Origin of the sequence: Mycolicibacterium novocastrense, from assembly GCF_001570485.1 — a bacterium.
Taxonomy (GTDB): domain Bacteria; phylum Actinomycetota; class Actinomycetes; order Mycobacteriales; family Mycobacteriaceae; genus Mycobacterium; species Mycobacterium novocastrense.
In genome coordinates this window covers 309,375-328,227 of record NZ_BCTA01000093.1, presented here as the reverse complement: position 1 = coordinate 328,227, position 18,853 = coordinate 309,375, and the positions used below count along the sequence as shown (strand labels likewise).

General features: G+C 65.7%; 19 protein-coding genes. 14 read left to right on the top strand and 5 right to left on the bottom strand.

Annotation, left to right across the window (positions count from 1 at the left end; all coding sequences use genetic code 11):
* Window positions 1-93: 93 nt before the first annotated feature.
* From RMCN_RS28475 to RMCN_RS28465, 3 genes are read left to right on the top strand one after another with little or no spacing between them, the layout of a single operon-like run.
* Entirely contained in the window at window positions 94-606 is a 513-nt protein-coding gene (locus tag RMCN_RS28475) for a flavin reductase family protein (protein ID WP_067396273.1), read from the top strand.
* Entirely contained in the window at window positions 603-1,685 is a 1,083-nt protein-coding gene (locus tag RMCN_RS28470) for a 3,4-dihydroxy-2-butanone-4-phosphate synthase (RefSeq protein WP_067396270.1), read from the top strand. The genes RMCN_RS28475 and RMCN_RS28470 overlap by 4 nt, the downstream gene beginning before the upstream one ends.
* Before the next feature lie 35 nt (window positions 1,686-1,720).
* On the top strand, window positions 1,721-2,491 hold the full coding sequence (locus RMCN_RS28465; protein ID WP_067396268.1) for a glucose 1-dehydrogenase: 771 nt from the start codon (window positions 1,721-1,723) through the stop codon (window positions 2,489-2,491).
* Between the two features lie 144 nt (window positions 2,492-2,635).
* On the opposite strand, the gene RMCN_RS28460 is transcribed toward RMCN_RS28465, so the two are convergent.
* The 3 genes from RMCN_RS28460 to RMCN_RS28450 form a co-directional block, all read right to left on the bottom strand.
* Window positions 2,636-3,829, bottom strand: a complete 1,194-nt coding sequence (locus tag RMCN_RS28460) for a TetR/AcrR family transcriptional regulator (RefSeq protein ID WP_067396265.1) — start codon at window positions 3,827-3,829, stop codon at window positions 2,636-2,638.
* A gap of 74 nt (window positions 3,830-3,903) precedes the next feature.
* Entirely contained in the window at window positions 3,904-4,296 is a 393-nt protein-coding gene (locus RMCN_RS28455; protein WP_064415563.1) for a limonene-1,2-epoxide hydrolase family protein, read from the bottom strand.
* A gap of 201 nt (window positions 4,297-4,497) precedes the next feature.
* Window positions 4,498-5,679 carry a LuxR C-terminal-related transcriptional regulator gene (locus tag RMCN_RS28450; RefSeq protein ID WP_064415598.1) on the bottom strand — a complete coding sequence of 394 codons (1,182 nt, stop codon included), beginning with the start codon at window positions 5,677-5,679 and terminating at the stop codon, window positions 4,498-4,500.
* Between the two features lie 125 nt (window positions 5,680-5,804).
* Between RMCN_RS28450 and RMCN_RS28445 the strand changes: the two genes are divergently transcribed.
* From RMCN_RS28445 to RMCN_RS28395, 11 genes are all read left to right on the top strand, one after another.
* Window positions 5,805-7,040, top strand: coding sequence for a cytochrome P450 (locus RMCN_RS28445; protein WP_067396358.1), 1,236 nt, complete (start codon window positions 5,805-5,807; stop codon window positions 7,038-7,040).
* On the top strand, window positions 7,037-7,450 hold the full coding sequence (locus tag RMCN_RS28440) for a nuclear transport factor 2 family protein (RefSeq protein WP_067396262.1): 414 nt from the start codon (window positions 7,037-7,039) through the stop codon (window positions 7,448-7,450). The genes RMCN_RS28445 and RMCN_RS28440 overlap by 4 nt, the downstream gene beginning before the upstream one ends.
* Window positions 7,447-7,641 (top strand): ferredoxin, encoded by a 195-nt coding sequence (locus RMCN_RS28435; protein WP_064415565.1) that lies wholly within the window; start codon window positions 7,447-7,449, stop codon window positions 7,639-7,641. The genes RMCN_RS28440 and RMCN_RS28435 overlap by 4 nt, the downstream gene beginning before the upstream one ends.
* A gap of 189 nt (window positions 7,642-7,830) precedes the next feature.
* On the top strand, window positions 7,831-8,604 hold the full coding sequence (locus tag RMCN_RS28430) for an MlaE family ABC transporter permease (protein ID WP_064415600.1): 774 nt from the start codon (window positions 7,831-7,833) through the stop codon (window positions 8,602-8,604).
* 4 nt (window positions 8,605-8,608) lie between these two features.
* Window positions 8,609-9,463: an ABC transporter permease gene (locus tag RMCN_RS28425; protein ID WP_064416708.1), complete on the top strand. Its 855-nt coding sequence runs from the start codon at window positions 8,609-8,611 to the stop codon at window positions 9,461-9,463.
* Window positions 9,464-9,467: 4 nt separating this feature from the next.
* Entirely contained in the window at window positions 9,468-10,844 is a 1,377-nt protein-coding gene (locus tag RMCN_RS28420; protein ID WP_064416770.1) for an MCE family protein, read from the top strand.
* Between the two features lie 51 nt (window positions 10,845-10,895).
* Window positions 10,896-11,921, top strand: coding sequence for a virulence factor Mce family protein (locus RMCN_RS28415; RefSeq protein WP_201028987.1), 1,026 nt, complete (start codon window positions 10,896-10,898; stop codon window positions 11,919-11,921).
* Entirely contained in the window at window positions 11,906-13,270 is a 1,365-nt protein-coding gene (locus RMCN_RS28410) for a virulence factor Mce family protein (RefSeq protein ID WP_201028985.1), read from the top strand. The genes RMCN_RS28415 and RMCN_RS28410 overlap by 16 nt, the downstream gene beginning before the upstream one ends.
* Window positions 13,270-14,586: an MCE family protein gene (locus RMCN_RS28405; protein WP_064413385.1), complete on the top strand. Its 1,317-nt coding sequence runs from the start codon at window positions 13,270-13,272 to the stop codon at window positions 14,584-14,586. The genes RMCN_RS28410 and RMCN_RS28405 overlap by 1 nt, the downstream gene beginning before the upstream one ends.
* Window positions 14,583-15,740: a virulence factor Mce family protein gene (locus RMCN_RS28400; RefSeq protein WP_064413272.1), complete on the top strand. Its 1,158-nt coding sequence runs from the start codon at window positions 14,583-14,585 to the stop codon at window positions 15,738-15,740. Before RMCN_RS28405 ends, RMCN_RS28400 begins: the two co-directional genes overlap by 4 nt.
* Window position 15,741: 1 nt before the next feature.
* Window positions 15,742-17,103 carry an MCE family protein gene (locus tag RMCN_RS28395; RefSeq protein ID WP_064413273.1) on the top strand — a complete coding sequence of 454 codons (1,362 nt, stop codon included), beginning with the start codon at window positions 15,742-15,744 and terminating at the stop codon, window positions 17,101-17,103.
* Window positions 17,104-17,115: 12 nt separating this feature from the next.
* Here the strand turns inward: RMCN_RS28395 and RMCN_RS28390 are convergent, their stop codons facing one another.
* Both RMCN_RS28390 and RMCN_RS28385 read right to left on the bottom strand, forming a co-directional pair.
* Window positions 17,116-17,958, bottom strand: a complete 843-nt coding sequence (locus RMCN_RS28390; protein ID WP_064413274.1) for an LLM class F420-dependent oxidoreductase — start codon at window positions 17,956-17,958, stop codon at window positions 17,116-17,118.
* 22 nt (window positions 17,959-17,980) lie between these two features.
* Entirely contained in the window at window positions 17,981-18,826 is an 846-nt protein-coding gene (locus RMCN_RS28385) for an LLM class F420-dependent oxidoreductase (RefSeq protein ID WP_064413275.1), read from the bottom strand.
* Window positions 18,827-18,853 lie beyond the last annotated feature (27 nt).

Genomic DNA, 18,853 nt, shown 5'->3' with positions numbered 1-18,853 from the left:
TGGACCTAGACAAGCCGATTTTCTCAAGCAGGACAGGCACTTCCGTGCATTACACGCCCGTCATCAACCGATCATCACGAAAGATCGAGGCTAGTGGAACTGCGCCCCCCACCCATTGACGGCGCCGAACTGCGACGGGTATACGGCTGCTACCCGTCGGGGGTGACCGCCGTGTGCGCGATGGTCGACGGAGAGCCGGTGGGGATGGCGGCGAGTTCATTCACGTCGGTTTCGGTCGAACCGCCGCTCGTCTCGATCTGTATCCAAAACGACTCCAGGACGTGGCTACGGTTGAAAAAGGCCGCGCGGCTGGGCCTCAGTGTGCTGGCCGAGGACCACGGCGATGCATGCCGCAGTCTCTCGCGCAAAGACGGTGACCGGTTCGCCGGTGTGCCCTGGACGGAGCTGGCGACCGGAGCGGTGGTCGTGTCGAGGGCCAGTGCCTGGCTGGACTGCCGACTACGCAGCGAGGTACGGACAGGTGATCACACGATCGCGGTCCTCGAGGTCTGTGCCTTGGACGCGGATGCCGCCATGCCGCCACTTGTGTTTCACGGCAGCCGGTTTCACCGGATCGCCCGTGCGGACTTACAGGAGCAGATATGAAGACGACCGACACCAGGGTCCGTCGCGCAATCACAGCGGTGGGCGCCGGGCGCCCCGTGGTCATCACGATGGGCCCGGAGAACGACCATGAGGGATATCTCGCTTTCGCCGCCGAAGCGGCCACGTCCCAGTTACTGGCCTTCACGGTCCGGCATTCCTCGGGCTATGTCAGGGTCGCGCTGCCGACCGCCGAATGCGAGCGGCTGAACCTGCCGCCGATCTGCCACCGCGGCGACACCCACTCCGATACGGGCGCCCATCGGGTGGCGGTCGACTGGCGAGGTACCGGCACCGGGATATCGGCGACCGACCGGGCGGCGACAATCACCGCGCTGGCGGCGAAAAGCTCTGAGGCATCGGACTTTCGCCGGCCCGGGCACGTGGTTCCGGTCGAGGTGGCTCCGGACGGCGTGCTGGGACGGCCGGGTCCTGCCGAGACAGCCCTCGACCTCGCCCGCCTCGCAGGCCGGCCAGAGGCCGCGGGGATGTGCGACATCGTGTCCCGCCACCGGCCCACCGCGATGGCGCGAGGTGGCGAACTGCTCGAATTCGCCCTCGAGCACGGGTTGGCCGTCGTCTCCGTGGCGGAGCTCGTCAGCTATCGACGGCGCGTCGAGCCCCAGGTCGTGCGAATCGCCGAGACAGTGCTGCCGAACGGGGGCAGCGCGTTCCGTGCCATCGGGTTCCGTGACGCGCACGGCGACGGTGAGCACCTGGCGATCATCATCGGTGATGTCGGCGCCGGGGTGCCGGTACCGCTGCACGTCCACGTCGAGTGTCTGACGGCAGATGTCTTCGGGTCGACCGCTTGCCGATGCGGTACCGATCTGGACCGCGCGCGCAGCGATATGAGGGCGCAAGCCGGCGGGGTCGTCATCTATTTGCGCCCGCCCGGTCCGATGCGCGCCTGCGGCCTGACGAACACCGAAGAGTTCGATTCGGAAGCGATCTCACAGACGGTGGCATGGATTCTGCGCGATCTGGGCGTCTACACCGTCCGGCTGTCCGACGACGCACCGGGATTCGGCCTGGTGATCTTCGGCGCGATTCGCGAGCACGGGCTACGGGTCGCGGGGTGAAATAGCAGGGTGCCGCAACGACCCGAGGTGATTCGATGACACATCCAGACCTCGCCGGAAAGGCCGCGATCGTGACCGGTGCGGGCGCGGGCATCGGCCTCGGCATCGCCGAACGACTCGCCGCCGAGGGCGCTCGCGTGCTGTGCGCTGACATCGACGGCTCATCCGCCGAGAGGGCAGCGGCGACGATCGGGTGCGGCGCGGTCGCGCATACTGCCGATGTCAGCGACGAGCGGCAGGTGATCGCCATGGTCGCCGCCTGCACGGCTGCGTTCGGAGGCGTCGACAAGCTGGTCGCCAATGCCGGCGTGGTGCACTTCGCGTCAGTGCTCGACACCACGGTCGAGGATTTTGACCGCGTCGTCCGGATCAACCTGCGCGGTGCGTGGTTGTGCACCAAGCACGCCGCGCCGAAGATGATCGAACGCGGCGGGGGAGCCATCGTCAACATGTCGTCGCTGGGTGGCGTGGTCGCTGCGGCGGGCACGGCGGCATACGGCATGTCGAAGGCGGGAATCATCCATCTGAGCCGCATCACGGCGGCCGAATTACGGTCGGTCGGAGTCCGATCCAACGCGGTGCTGCCGGCGTTCGTCGACACTCCGATGCAGCGGACCGCGATGACGACGTTCGACGAGGTGCTCGGCGAAGGCGGGGCGGACACCATGATCGGCCGGCTGCAGGGCCGGATGGCCGGACCGCAGGAGATGGCCGGCGTGGTTGCGTTCCTATTGTCGGATGACGCGTCGATGGTCAACGGCACGGCACAGCTCGTCGACGGTGGCACCGTCGCCGCGCTCTGGTGACGCCGGTGCACTCACTCATGCTGCGGCGGTGAATAATTGAACGAGAAACGCAAGCAACAGCCGATTCGTTCAGACCCCTCATGCCGGCGCCCGCGGCCGCCCACCAGACTCGGCCGGTCCGTGCATGAGGCAGTGCTGACGGCGTCAGCGCCTGCTGGTCAGAATCGACAGTGCGAGCGCGGTGATCTCCTCGGCCACGCCGGAATAGCGCGTGAGATGCCATGTGCGAGAAACGTCGTCGACGAAGCTGTCGGCGGCCGCCACCAGTAGGCGTGCCTGTGCGACGGTGGTTTCGGGTACCAGTTTGCGGATGAGTTCACTCCACACCGCCTCTCGATCCGCCTGGCTCCTGGAATAGCCGTCCCGAACCTCATCGGAGGCGTGGGCCAGCTCGGTGATCGAGACCGCCACCAGATTCGGATCGTCCAGGCTGATGCGGACCCGCCCCGCGACGAGTCGGTGCAGGCTCTCGGCGTCGTCACCGTCGGCCCGCAGCGCGCGGACGCATTCGAGGGTCCACCATTCTTCGAGACGGTGGATCAGGGTGTCCAGGATGGCCTGTTTCGAGGGGAACGACCGGTACAGACCCGGTCCCGCGATGCCGACCGACTTCCCGATCTCGCTCGTGCTGACGGCTTGGTAGCCCTGAGCCCGAAACAGCCGCGCGCCCGCGGCCAACAGCGTCTCGTGTCGGGAGAACAAGGCGCGTTCATCATGCCGCTGCACCGTGGTGGGCGAAAGGTCGCTGACCGGAGGCGTCTTCGCCGCAGCCATACAGGCCTGATAGAGAACGTCTTTCAGCTCCTCCCGTGGCAACGTCAGTGAGTGCCTGCCAAGGCTGGTCAGCGTGCTGGACACCGCCCAAGCGCGCAGTTCGGAGTGCCGGCCGCTCAATTCGGGCACTTCGAGGCGGACACCGGCCTGCATGCCCGCCACGATGGCGTTGATCCTGCTGCGTACCTGTGCGCGGTCGCCGTCGTTGAGATAGCGCGCCTCGCGCTGCCACAGCACCGTCAGCGCGCGGGTGGCTACGGCGGCGGCGATGAGATCCGGTAGCTCGTCGCGCAGCGGCTGATCGGTCGAGTCCGATTTCCGGCCCATCGGCCGGCGCACGCTCTGGTACTCGTCCTGCGCGGTGATGATCGCGGCGGCGAGCAGCGCCTGCTTGTTCTCGTAGTGGCGGTACAGGGCACGGGCGGTGACACCCGCCGCCTCTGCGATCTCCTCCAAGCGCACCGAGTGGAAACCGCGCTCGGTGAAGAGCCGCACGGCTTGCTGCAGGATCTGCTTCTTACGATCCTTCGGGCGGCGTTTGACCGCGCCCACGACGGGCTCCATGTCCGACCCCCCTTCCTCGCTCCGCGACCGAGGAGCACCTCGAATCCTGCCAGAAGCGCCGACCGCGAAATCTCCTACAACTTGAATCCGCTTTGGCGCTCGAAGTCCGCGAGGTCGAAGTAGTCGCTGAAGCGGGTGATCTTGCCGTTCGCCGTCTCGAACACACCCGTCACGGGCAATTCGACCTTGCCGCCGTCGTTGAGCGTGAAGTAGTCGACCCGTTCGACGAGTGCCAGACCGGGCGCGGCGGCGAGCGAGACGATGTCCAGCTTGGCCTCGGCGAAGGCGTCAAGGAACGCCTGAAAGATCGCCCGGATGTCGGTGATGCCGGCAACCGGGTCCACCGGCACGTTGTGGTAGACGGCATCGTCGGCGAAGGCCGAACAGATCGTGTCGAGATCCCTTGTCGTCCATGCGTCGAGAAAGTCGCGAACAAGCGTTTCCGTTGCCTGTGCAGTGTCGGTCATCGAGACCTCCTTAGAGCCCGCCCCGCGTCTACCGCATATTAGCAGTATCATCAGAAGACTTACTAATTTACAAAGCAAGTCATCACAAGTGTTTTGGGCGTGAAATGGTCATGCGAAGTGATACCGGTGATAGACATAGATGCCAAGCGGTTTGCGTAGTGCATCGACCCCGGACGCACCGGATTACCGAAAGGCCTCGCGTCAGCCGACTTCGGGCACGCTGGCCAGACGCACATAGGCCGATGCCGCCTCGGCACGGTTGGTCGCGTGCAGCTTTCGCAGCACCCTCTTCACGTGGGACTTCACCGTGCCGGCCGAAATCACCAGCTCATCGGCAATCTGTTGATTCGTGCGACCTGCGGCCATCAGCCGAAGCACCTCGACCTCGCGGCGCGTAAGCATCGCCATCACCCTCGTCTGGACTTCGGCCAACGATCGCGCCGCGGGGCTGCGCTCCAGCGGCTCGATCTTGCGCAAGTCCAAATCCGCGTCCTGTAACGCACGTGCCGCTTCGTCCGCCGACGCCAATGCGTTGCGTACCTCCGCGTGCTGGCGGCGCATCCTTTCCAATAGCACCGTGCGCTCGTAGGCATAGCCGAAGCCCTCCGCGAACGCCCACACCGTGTCACGGTCGATCTCGTCGACCAGGCGGCCCGAATACAGCCGGTCGGCGTGCAGGAAACCGATCACCTTCCCCGTCGGCATCACCGGGGCCGCAACGTAGGAATGGGTCATCGAGAAGTCCACGATCGGCCTGTTGACTCGCGCGTCGTTGCGGGCATCCCGCACGATCGCCGGTGCGTGGCGGCGGATCATCTGCGTTTCCAACAGCATGTGATTCAGCGGAGGCGCCACTGACTGGGCGAACGCAACCATCTTCTCGGCGCCCTCGCGGTCCTCGCCGAAGTACGCCGATTCCATGAACATCCGGCCCTCGTGCACGCGGAAGAGCACCGCCCGATCGAACCCGCACGACTCCACCAATTCCCGTGGCGCCCGGTCGACGATCGTCGCGACGTCGTCGACCACGCGCAGCTTGCTCAAACCCTCCTGCACCTGCAACAGCGCGAAGGTGCGCCGTCTCGCACCGTCCTCGATCAACTCTCGTTCGAGTGCGCACAGATCGAGCACCGATTCGAGCGCGAGGAGCGCCTCGTCGTCACCGCACGCCTCCAACGCATTTCGCACCTCGGTGGCCTTGCTGTCGATGGCCTCCGACACCACGGCCATCGGATCATCGGTGGGGTCGACGCCCCAGCCCTGGAATGTCTCCCGGTAACGGCGAGCGGCCTCGCTTTCCCTTGCCGGGCGTGACGCCCAGCCGGGATGGCCGGTCAACGACTCGGCCGAGTCGGACTCGGGTGCGCCGCCGGCGATGATCATGGTGCCCACTGTCCTCCGGCGGCGGCTGCGTTGCGGTCAGAACCGCAAATTGCCCTCGTACGGGGGCGGGAGTACTCCCCAACGGGGGATCGCTTTGCTGCCGCGGCTGGCCGAGGCTGATGGACATGTCATCAACCACCGTTTCGGCGCTCGAGCTGCTGACCACGCCGCAGGGCATCGCCGACCCATATCCGCTGTACGACCAGCTGCGGACCCACTCCCCGGTCCCGGGCTACCGGGACTGGCCGCCGGGCACCGTGCCGGGCGCCGACGAACCCGTCACCGCCTGGGCGCTTTTCCGCTACGACCAGATCTTCGAGGCGGCGCGTGACAGTGCCACGTTCTCGTCGCGCGATCCCTTGCAAGAGGCCTCCTCCGCGCCCAGCCTGATGCTGGTCAACACGGATCCGCCCAAACACGAAGTGGAACGGAAGTTGGTGGGGCAGGCGTTCTCTCCGCGTCGGGTCAGGCGGCTGGAAGGCTGGCTCAACGGGTTGATACCGCAACTGCTCGACGATCTCGGTGAGGGTGAAGTGGACGTGATGACGTTCGCCGCCGAGATTCCCACCCGGGCCATGGTGCGCCTGCTCGGTCTGCCCGAAGGCGACCATGTCCGGTTCAGGCGGTGGGCCAACGCTTTCATGTTGTCGTCGTCACTGACTCCGGAGGAGCGCATCGCGAGCAACGAGGAGATGGTCGCCACGTTCGCCGCACGGCTCGCCGACCACACCGCCCGGGTTGCTCAGCAAGAGACGAGCGAGGAGGTCGAGGACGCCGAAGATCTGATATCGGCGTTGTTGCGCGCCGAGGTGGACGGTCAGCGGCTGACTCCGGAGGAGATCGTCCGGTTCTGTGTCACCTTGGTGGTCGCCGGCAGTGAGACCACGACGTTTCTGATAGGCAACCTGTTGCATGCCCTGGCGCGCGAACCCGAGATCGCCGCGCGCATCCGCGCAGACCGGTCACTGTTGACGGTTTTCATCGAGGAGACGATGCGGCTCGACGGGCCGCCGCAACGCCTGTTTCGGATCGCCACCCGCGATGTGGAGGTGGGGGGCAAGCTGATCCGCGCGGGGGAATGGGTGGCGCTGTTCTTCGGTTCGGCCAATCGCGATCCAGCGGTATTTCCCGATCCGTCGCGGCTGGACATCGATCGCCCGAATCTGCGCAGACAGCTCTCGTTCGGTCACGGGTTGCATTTCTGCCTCGGTTCCTCGCTGGCCCGGCTGGAGGTGACGGCGATGCTCAACGGGGTGCTCGACCGTTATCAGCACATCGCGTTGAGCGACGACCCGGGCACCAAGCAGACCGCCAGCCTGCTGACCCACGCGTATGTCCGTCTGCCCCTTTGCCTGTCATGACCGCCATCACCGAAGAGGCACGTAACATCGCGGCGACGAAGGCCATCTACGCCGCAGTGCTCGCGGGGGACCTGAACACGGCGCTGCGGCACCTCGATCCAGATGTCCGCATTACCTACTACGGCACCGAGGCGATCCCGTATGCCGGTGATTACCACGGCATCGCGGAAGCGATGACGTTCTTCACCAGGGTCGGGCAGAGCATCGAGATCGTCGAGATGGAACCGTGGAAGTTCATCGCGCAGGGTGACGACCTCGCGGTGTGGGGCCGGCAGCGCTTCCGCAGGATCGACATCGGGTACGAATGGCAGTCGGAGTTCGCGCACATCATCACGCTCCGTCGCGGGCGCTGGCTGCATTTCCGCGACTTCATGAATTCCGCCCTGACCCAGGAGGCGTTCAGCCGATGAGAATCACCGCCGACCGGGAAATCTGCATGTCCGCCGGGATGTGCGTGATGACCGCCGGCGAGTTCTTCGATCAGGACGAAGACGGTGTCGTCGTACTCGCTTGCGCGGCAGTGCCCGACGACGAGCAAGCACGGGTCCGGCTCGCCGTCGGACTGTGCCCGTCGGGCGCCATCCAGGTGTTGCCGTCTTGACTGCGCTATCCATATTCTTCGATATCGATAAGATACTTGACTTGAGATAAGTGACTGTTAGAGCGTCAATTAGTGTTTCTTAGTACGCGCTGAGAGCGTATTGACTATGGACATAGCTGTGACGGACCGCGTACCCTCGCGAATGTCACACGTCCACATCGACCTGCCCGGAGGGAGGTGCACGGCGCCATGGTGATCGACGCGCAGACGATGGCCAGGCCCGTGCGCGCGGTCGGTGGATTCGTCGCCATGTCCATTGACACCTTCGTGATGATGTTCCGGCCGCCGTTCGCGTGGCGCGAATATCTGATCCAGTGCTGGTTCGTAGCGCGGGTGTCGACCCTTCCGGGACTGCTGATGACGATCCCGTGGGCGGTGATCTCAGGGTTTCTTTTCAACGTTCTGTTGTCCGACATCGGTGCCGCCGATTTCTCCGGCACGGGTGCCGCGATTTTCACTGTGTCCCAAAGCGGTCCGATCGTGACGGTGTTGGTCGTCGCTGGCGCCGGTGCCACCGCCATGTGCGCCGATCTGGGGGCGCGGACCATTCGGGAGGAACTCGACGCGCTGCGGGTGATGGGCATCGACCCCATTCAGGCCTTGGTTGTTCCGCGAGTGCTGGCGGCCACCACGGTGTCGCTGGCACTGAACTCGGTGCTGATCGTGACGGGTCTTGTTGGCGCGTTTCTGTGTTCGGTTTATCTCATGGACGTCTCGGCGGGCGCGTGGGTGGCGGGCCTGACCACGTTGACCGGCTTGGCCGACGTCATCATCTCGATGATCAAGGCGACCCTTTTCGGGCTGATGGCCGGGCTGATCGCTTGCTATCAGGGCATGTCGGTGGGCGGTGGTCCGGCCGGTGTGGGTCGCGCGGTGAACGAAACGGTGGTGTTCGCGTTCATCGTCTTGTTCCTGATCAACATCATCGTCACCGCTGTCGGTGTTCCGTTCATGGTGAGGTGAAGTCATGGCAGTGAGTGTTCCGAGCACGCTTCATCCGCGGGTACAGCGCACTGCGAGCTCTGCGGTGGGCGGGTGGCACCGAATCGGAGCGCAGACGCGGTTCTATGCCACCACGCTAGCCGGGATTCCCGATGCGGTGGTCAAATACCGCAGTGAGCTGTTGCGGGTGATCGCCCAGATGGGTTTGGGCAGTGGGGCTTTGGCGGTGATCGGCGGAACGGTCGTGATCATCGCGTTCTTGACGATCACCACGGGGGCGATCGTGGCGGTGCAGGGTTACAACCAGTTGGCATCGGTGGGGGTGGAGGCGCTGACCGGGTTCGCGTCGGCCTTCTTCAATACCCGCGAAATCCAGCCGGGCACGGTGATGGTGGCGCTGGCGGCGACCATCGGTGCCGGCGCTACGGCCCAGTTGGGCGCGATGCGGATCAACGAGGAGATCGACGCGCTCGAGGCGATCGGTATCCGCACCGTGAGTTACCTGGCGTCGACGCGGGTGGTGGCCGGAGTGATCGTGGCGGTCCCGCTGTTCTGTGTGGGGCTGATGACGGCCTTCCTCGCCGCTCGGCTGGGCACCACCGCCGTCTATGGGCAGGGATCCGGTGTCTATGACCATTACTTCTACACCTACCTCAGCCCCACCGATGTGTTGTGGTCGTTGGCCGAGGTGGCCGCGGTGGCACTGATGATCATGCTGATGTGCACCTACTACGGCTATACGGCCAGCGGCGGGCCGGCCGGGGTGGGGGAGGCGGTGGGCCGGGCCGTGCGGGCGTCAATGGTCGTGGCGTCGTTAGCGATCCTGGTCATGACGCTGGCGATCTACGGCCAGTCCGGCGACTTCCACCTGGCGGCTTAGCGGCATGAACCGCAGGGCAGGGACACACCGCATCTCCACCGGGTGGTGGACGCTGATCTTGCTGTCGGCGATCGCGTTGTTCTTGTTCGGGTCCGCGGCGGCGTTCTGGGGCACGTTCCGGTCGTACGTGCCCGTGACGTTGGCCTCGGAGCGGGCGGGGCTGGTGATGGAGACCGGCGCGGATGTGATGTTGCGTGGGGTGCGGGTGGGCCGGGTCGGCCAACTCGGCGGCGACGCGGACGCGACCAGGCTGCGGCTGGAGATTGATCCCGACCAGATCCGCTACATCCCCGCCAACGTGGAGGCGCAGATCAGTGCGACCACCGCGTTCGGCACGAAGTTCGTTGAGCTGACGATGCCGTCGGATCCGAGCCCAAAACGGCTCGCTGCCGGGGCGGTGTTGCATGCGGAGCGGGTCAGCACCGAGATCAACACCGTGTTCGAGAACGTCGTCGAGCTGCTCAAGATGGTCGATCCGCTGAAGCTGAACGCGGTGCTGACCGCGGTTGCCGAGGGCGTACGCGGACAGGGCGAGCGGATGGGTCAAGGGATCACCGGTCTGAACCAGGTGTTGCTGGCACTCAACGCGCGCAGTAACACCATCGGGCAGAACTGGGTTTCGTTGAAGGACTTAACCGACACCTATGGTGCTGCCGCCGAGGACATCGTGGCGGTGCTGGACGCGGTCAGTACCACCAGCACCACGATCACCGAGCACGCCGGCGCATTGGATGCGTTGTTGTTGAACGTGATCGGCTTGTCGGACGCGGGTACCACCCTGCTCGGCTCGAGCAAGGATGATCTCGTCGAGGCCGTCGAGGTGCTGGAGCCGACGACCGGTCTGCTGCTGCACCACAACCCGGTGTACACATGCTTTCTGAAAGGCACCACGTGGTATCTGGAAAACGGCGGCTATGCCGCGTGGGGTGGTGACGGGCGCACGCTGCAACTCGACGTCGCACTGTTATTGGGTAATGACCCCTACGCGTACCCGCAGCACCTGCCCGTCGTCGCGGCCAAGGGCGGACCCGGTGGCAAGCCGAGTTGCGGGTCGCTTCCGGATGTCACCAAGAACTTCCCGGTGCGCCACCTTGTCACCAACACCGGGTGGGGCACCGGTGTGGACATTCGCCCCAATCCCGGTATCGGGCATCCGTGCTGGGCGAATTACTTGCCGGTGACCCGCGCGATGCCCGAGGCGCCGAGCATCCGCCAATGCATTCCGGGCCCGGCGATCGGGCCGGTGCCCTACCCGGGAGCCCCGCCCTACGGCGCGCCGCTGTATGGGCCGGGGGGAACGCCGTTGTGGCCGGGCCTGGCCCCGGCCGGGCCCGCGCCGGGCCCGGCACAGCCGCATGGGAATGGACAGGGTCCACCGTGATCACCACCGCGACCGTGACCGTTGATACCCGACAAGAACAGGACGAAAGTCGTGGCTGACCTCAAGGGCGTCATCTGGCGGCTGGCCATCTTTTTGACCGCGTGTGCATTCGTCGCATTCCTGCTCGTGGTGACATTCGGGCAGTTCCGCTTTGATGCGGGCAACACCTATTACGCCGAGTTCACCAATGTCTCCAACATGCGGGAAGGCACGATCGTGCGGATCGCCGGGGTGGAGGTCGGCAAGGTCGGCGACATCTCCATCAACCCGGATGCGACGGTGCGGGTGGCGTTTTCGGCGGACAAGTCGGTGGTGCTGACCGAGGGTTCTCGGGCCGTGATCCGCTATGACAATCTGGTCGGCGACCGCTACCTGGCACTGGAGGAAGGCACCGGCGGGGTCAAGACGCTGCATCCCGGACAGACGATCCCGCCGACCCGCACCGAACCCGCGCTGGATCTTGATGCGGTGATCGGCGGTTTCAAGCCGCTGTTTCGGGCGCTCGACGCTGACCAGGTCAACACACTCAGTGCGCAGTTGATCGAGGCGTTCCAGGGGCAGGGACCCGCCCTCGGCTCGTTTCTGACTCAGGCCGCGGTGGTGACCAACACGTTGGCCGACCGGGATGTGTTGATCGGGCAGGTCATCGACAACCTCAATGTCGTGCTGGGCTCGCTGGGCGGACAAAGCGAGCGGCTCGACACCGCGGTGTCATCGCTGTCGGAGCTGATCGACGGGCTGGCCCAACGCCGTACCGACGTTTCCAACGCGGTGGCCTACACCAACGCCGCGACCGGGTCACTGGCCGAGCTGTTGGCCCAGTCGCGGGCCCCGTTCCGCAAGGTGGTTCATGAGACCGACCGGGTGGCCGAGATCGCCGTGGCGGACCGCGACTATCTGGACAACTTGCTCAACACGCTGCCCGACAAGTACCAGGCACTGGTGCGCCAAGGGATGTATGGCGACTACTTCAGCTTCTATTTCTGTGATGTGGTGCTCAAGCTCAACGGCAAAGGCGGACAGCCGGTGTATGTCAAGGTGGCCGGTCAGAGCACCGGGCGGTGCGCGCCCAAGTGAAGTCCTTTGCAGAACGCAGCCCGATCCTGATCGGGACCATCGGCATGGTGACCGTCGGCGCGATGGTGCTGGCGGCGCTGCAGTACCAGAAGTTGCCCTTCCTCAATCCGGGCACTGATTACTCGGCGTATTTCGCCGACGCTGGGGGGTTGAACACCGGTGCCGCCGTTGAGGTCTCGGGCTATCCGGTGGGCAGCGTCACCGGAATCGAACTGGAGGAGGCCGGCGTGCTGGTCACCTTCAAGATCGGTGAGGATGTTCGCCTCGGCGACCGCACCGAGGCCGCGATCAAGACCAAGAGCCTGCTGGGCGCCAAGATCGTCGACGTGACTCCCCGCGGGGACGACCGGCTCCGCGGCACCATTCCGTTGACGCGTACGGTCTCGCCGTATCAATTGCCCGATGCACTGGGGGATTTGGCCACCACCATCAGCGGGCTGAACACCAACCAGCTGTCGGCCTCGCTGGCCACGTTGGCCCATACCTTCTCCGACACGCCCGCAGACCTCAAGGATGCGGTGGCGGGGGTGGCGCGGCTCGCCGAAACGCTCAACACCCGCGATGACCAACTGCGCGGTCTGCTCGACAACGCGGCCCAAGCGACCGGGGTACTGGCCAACCGCACCGACCAAATCGTTAGCTTGGTGGGTGACACCAATGCGCTGCTGGCACAACTGCGGACACAGAGCGCGGCGTTGGATCAACTCTGGGCCAACATCTCGGCGGTCTCCCAGCAGCTGGGTGGGTTCATCGCCGAGAACCGCGCACAGCTGCGGCCGGCGCTCGACAAGCTCAACGGGGTGCTGGCGATCGTCGACGACCGCAAAGAGCGGGTGGCCCAAGCCATAAAGCTGGTCAACACCTACGCGATGTCGCTGGGTGAGTCGATTTCGTCCGGCCCGTTCTTCAAGGCCTATGTCGCCAACCTGTTTCCCGGCCAGTTTGTGCAACCGTTCGTCGATGCCGCGTTCTCCGACCTCGGGCTGGACCCGGCGACCTTGCTGCCCTCGCAGCGCACCGATCCGCAAACCGGCCAGCCCGGCACCCCGGCGTTGCCGATGCCCTACCCGCGCACCGGCCAGGGCGGCGAACCGAGGTTGCAGCTGCCCGACGCGATCACCGGCAATCCCGGCGATCAAGCGTGCGGGCCGGCGGGCATCGCGTTGCCCGGCCCGGGCTGCTACCCGCACCGCCCACCGCCGCCGGCACCTGCCCCCGGTGGCCCGCCGCCGGGCCCGCCCGCGCTTGCCCCGCCCGAGTTGGCCGCCGCGCCCGAGCCGACCCCCGCGCCGGTCTACCTGCCGGCACCGGGTGAGGCACCGTCATCCCAGCAGCCCGGAGGCCAATGATGATCCGGCGACTGTCGAACACGCGCGTGGTGGTGGCCGGCGTGCTGGTCGTGCTGTTGGGTGCGGGCCTGTTCGTCGCGGTTCGCCAGCCCATCCAGACCGACCGCATGACCGTGGTGGCCTACTTCGAGAACAGCACCGGGGTGTTCGCCGGTGATCATGTGCGTATCCGGGGGGTGTCGGTGGGCAAGGTCGAAAAGATCGAACCTGAGCCGCAGCGGGCCAAGGTCACGATGTGGGTCAACGCCAAGTACCGGGTGCCCGCCGACGCCAAGGCAGTGATCCTGTCGCCGCAGCTGGTCACGGCCCGTGCCATTCAGCTGACACCGCCCTACAGCGGCGGGCCGACAATGGCCGACGGTGCGGTCATCGGTCTGGATCGCACAGCGGTCCCGGTGGAATGGGATGACCTGCGGGTCCAACTCGAGCGGGTGACCGAACTGCTCAAACCCGATCAGCCCGGCGGCGTGAGCACGCTGGGTGCGTTGATCAACACCGCCGCGGACAATGTGCGTGGGCAGGGACCGTCCATTCGTGACGCGATACTCAAACTGTCCCAGACGGTGTCGGTGCTGGCCGATCACAGCACCGACGTGTTCGCCACCGTCAAGAACCTCTCGACGCTGGTGTCGGCGCTGCGAGACAGCGCCGATCTGCTCGAAGCGCTCAACCACAACCTGGCCGCGGTCACCGCGCTGCTGGCCGACGACCCCGACAAGGTGGGCCAGGCCGCCGAGGATCTCAACGCGGTGGTCGCCGATGTCGGAGCGTTCGCCGCCGAGCACACCGAGGCGATCGGCACCGCCTCAGACCAGATGGCGTCGATCACCGGCACGCTGGTCGACAGCATCTATGACATCAAGCAGACGCTGCACATCGCCCCGACGGTGTTGCAGAACTTCGCGAACCTCTACGAGCCCGCCAACGGTTCACTCACCGGTGCGCTTGCCGTCAACAACTTCGCCGACCCGATTTCGTTTCTGTGCGGCGCGATCCAATCGGCCTCCCGGCTGGGCGGCGAGCAGTCGGCCAAACTGTGCGTGCAATATATGGCGCCCATCATCAAGAACCGCCAGTACAACTTCCCGCCGATCGGCGAGAACCTTTTCGTCGGCACCCAGGCACGGCCCAACGAGATCACCTACAGCGAGGACTGGATGCGGCCCGACTTCGTTCCGCCCGCCGCCGAGATGCCGCCTGCGGCTCCGTCGTCAGACCCGGCCCTGCCCGCCGAGATGGGGCCCGTGGCGGCGATTGCCACCGATCCGACCGACGGCCTGCCCGGCATGATGACCCCGCCCGGGGGCGGCTCATGACATCGCGGTGGCGGGGTCGCGGGCCGGCCGGCCTGCTGCTGGTGGCGATCGTGTCGATGTCGGCAAGTTGTGGTTGGCAGGGGCCCAATTCGTTGCCGCTGCCTGGTGTGCAGGGCAAGGGGCCGGACTCGTTCGTGGTCCAGGCGCAGCTGCCCGATGTCAACAACATTCAGCCGAACTCGCGGGTGCGTGTCTCCGACGTGACGGTCGGGCATGTCACCAAGATCGAACGCCAGGGCTGGCATGCGTTGCTGACCATGCGACTCAATGCCGACGTCGACCTGCCGGCCAACTCGACGGCCAAGATCGGTACCACCAGCCTGCTGGGTTCCTTGCACATCGAGCTTGCGCCTCCCGCAACCGAACCCCCCGAGGGCAAACTGCACGAGGGTTCGCTGATTCCGCTGACCCAAGCCGGCGCCTATCCGAGCACCGAGCAGACGCTGGCCGCGTTGGCGATGGTGCTCAACGGTGGCGGGGTGGGCCAGGTTCAGGACATCACCGAGGCGTTCACCACCGCGATGCGGGGTCGCGAGCACGACGTGCGCAGCTTGATCGGCCAACTCGACGAATTCAGCGCCCACCTCAACGAGCAGACCGGCGACATCGTCGCGGCCACCGACAGCCTCAACCGGCTGGTCGGCACCTTCGCTGACCAGCAGCCCGTGCTGGACCGTGCGCTGGCCACCATTCCCGACGCCCTCGAGGTGCTCAACGCCGAGCGCGACAACCTGGTGGAAGCCGCTGATCGCCTCGGCGAGTTCAGCGCCCTGACCGTGGACACCGTCAATCAGACCAGAGACAACCTGGTCAAGGAGTTGCGCGAGGTCGGACCGGTATTCGAGTCGCTGGCCAACGCCGGTACCAGCATGACGCGAGCCCTCAGCCTGCTTCTGACGTTTCCGTTTCCCAACGAAACCTTCCAGAACTTCCAACGCGGCGACTACGCGAATCTGACGGCCATCATCGATCTCACGCTCAGTCGCATCGACCAAAGCTTGTTCACCGGCACCAGGTGGGAGTGTGATCTGACCGAACTCGAGCTGCAGTGGGGGCGAACCATCGGCCAGTTCCCCAGCCCCTGCACGGCGGGCGGACCCAACAGTCTCGGGAATCCGCTGACCGTCGCGTACCGGTGGGACCAGGGGCCTTAGCATGCACCTGAACCGAAAGATCTGGATCCAGCTGACCATCTTCGCCGTGGTCGCGGTTGGCGCGGTCGCATTGCTGATGCTGCAATTCGTCAGCCTGCCCGCAACGCTGTTCGGTGTCGGGCGCTACACGGTGACGGTCGAGCTGCCCAAATCCGGCGGGCTCTACGAATCAGGCAACGTCACCTATCGCGGCACCAAGGTCGGCCGGGTGGAATCGGTGCAGCTGACCGACACCGGCGTCGAGGCGGTGCTATCGCTGAAATCGGGTATCGACATTCCCTCAGACCTGCAGGCGGAAGTGCACAGCCAGTCGGCGATCGGCGAATCCTACGTGCTGCTGCTGCCGCGTAACGCCACGTCGCGGCCGCTGCGCAACGGCGACGTGATCAAACTGGCCGACACCTGGGTTCCACCCGACATCAACGCCCTGCTGGCCACCGCCAACTCTGGTCTGGCGGCCATCCCGCGCGACAATCTCAAGACGGTGATCGACGAGTCCTACACCGCCGTGGGCGGACTGGGCCCGGAACTGTCGCGGCTGGTCAAGGGCACCTCCACGCTGGCCATCGACGCCCGCACCAACCTCGACGCGCTGACCACGCTGATCGATGATGCCCAACCTGTGCTGGATTCCCAGACCGCCACTTCCGAGGCGATCGAGGCGTGGGCAACACAGCTGGCCACGGTGACCGAAGAAGTGCGCGATCACGACCAGGCCGTCGCCGGTGTCATCGACGCCGGCGGCCCGGCGGCCGCCCAAACACGTCACCTCGTCGAGCGGCTACAACCCGCCCTGCCGATCCTGATGGCCAACCTGGTCTCCGTCGGCCAGGTCGCGCTGACCTATCAGAACGACATCGAACAACTGCTGGTCGTCTTCCCGCGGGTCATCGAGAACAACCAAGCCGGCATCCTGGCCAACCTGAACACGAAACAGGACTACAAAGGCCAATACCTGAGCTTCAACCTCAACCTCAATCTCCCACCCCCCTGCACCACCGGCTTCCTGCCTGCCCAACAACAGCGCGTCGCCACCTTCGAAGATTCTCCACCGCGACCCCCCGGTGACCTGTACTGCCGAGTGCCCCAGGACTCCCAGTTCAATGTGCGTGGGGCACGTAACATTCCGTGCGAGACCGTGCCCGGCAAGCGTGCGCCCACGGTGGCGTTGTGCGAGAGCGACGAGCAGTATGTGCCCCTCAACGACGGTTTCAACTGGAAGGGCGACCCGAATGCCACCTTGTCGGGCCAGGCGGTCCCCCACCTTCCGCCCGGATCTGCGAACCCCGCCACCGCTCGACCGGAACCCGGTGCGCCGCAGAACAAGACCTGGCAGACGATGCTGCTGCCGCCGACCGGTTGACGGTCGGCCCCGTCAGCCCTTCAACCCGAGCGGCCCAGCCAATTCGGTCAGCGTGGGGATCAAGACGTCCCATCCGCCGAGCACCTGGATCGCGACGTGATCGGCACCCGCATCCAGGTGCTCGTTGAGCCGCGCGGCGATCGCATCGGGCGTGCCGTGGGCGACGAGTGCGTCGATCAGCCGGTCGCTGCCGGGCTTGGCGACGTCGTCCTCGGTGAAGCCCAGGCGCTTCCAGTTGTTCAGGTAGTTCGACAGGTTGAGGTAGAAATCGACTGTCTGCCTGCCGATCTCGCGTGACGCCTCGGCGTCCCTGGCCAATACGACCTTGTGTTCGGGCGCGATGAACACCGTGGGCCCCAGCAGGTTTCGCGCTTCACCGGTGTGCTGCGGGGTGGTCAGGTAGGGATGGGCCCCGGCGCTGCGCTGCGCCGACAGCTTGAGCACTTTGGGCCCGAGCGCCGCGATCACCCGCCGGCTCGTCGGCACCTTCTTGGCATCCAGCGCGTCGAGGTACTCGACGAGCACGTCGTACGGTTTGCGGTACTCCTCGGTGTGTTCGGGATGACCGATACCGATGCCCAGCAGGAAGCGGCCCGGATAGGCGTCCTCCACGCGGTGATACGCGTCGGCGACCTCGTCGGCGGGCGCCGTCCACACGTTGATGATGCCGGTGGCGACCACAAGGTTCTCCGTGCGCTCGAGGATGGGCTCGACGTACTCGAGGTTGCCGGCCGGCGATCCGCCGATCCACACCGCGCCGTAGCCGAGCTTTTCGATCTCCACGGCCTGTTCGGGCTTCGGAACGCCGAACGTCCATACGCCGTAGCGGCCGAGGTCGGGCTTGAGCTCAGTCATGCGGATCCCTTCGGTGGTGACGTCACTTCAGGCCGAGCGGACCCGCCAGTTGAGCCAACGCGTCCACCAGCTTGTCCGGTTTGGTGAGCACCTGTACGGGCACGTGGTCGGCGCCCGCAGCGTGATGCTCTTCGAGGCGTGCTGCTATGGCGTCGACGGTGCCATACGCCACCACGGCATCGACAAGCCGGTCGCTGCCCGGCTTCGCGACCTCGTCGTCGGTGAAGCCGAGTCGCTTCCAGCTGTTCAGATAGTTCGTGAGGTTGAGGTAGATGTCGAGCGCCTGGCGGCCGACCGCGCGGGCCTTGTCGGCATCCGTGGTCGGCACCACCTTGTGCTCGGGAGCGAGGAACGCATCCGGCCCGATGAGCTTGCGCGCCTCGGCGGTGTGTTCGGGCGTCGTCAGGTAGGGATGCGCGCCGGCGGAGCGTTCGGCGGACAGCTTGAGCACGCGCGGACCCAGCGCGGCGACCACCCGTCGATCCTTCGGCACCCCGTACTCATCGAGCTTGTCGAGGTAGGCGACGAGCGCGTCATACGGCTTCTGGTATTCGGTGTGGGCTTCGGGGTGGCCGACGCCGATACCCAGCACAAAGCGTCCCGGATGGGCCTTTTCGATGCGGTGAAAGGACTCGCTGACCGGCTCGGCGTCCGCGGTCCAGATGTTGACGATGCCGGTCGCCAGCTTCAGTGTGTTCGTCGCCTCGAGAATCGGTTCCACCCAGTCCAATTCGGCCGCGGGAGAACCCCCCGCCCAGATCGCGCCGTAGCCGAGGTCTTCGATGGCCCGCAACTGCTCCGAACTCAGCCGCTGCCACATGGAGTAGTGGCCGAATGCGCCGTACCTACCGAGATCGGGTTTCGTCATATTCGCTCCAACTTCTCGGTGTCGACG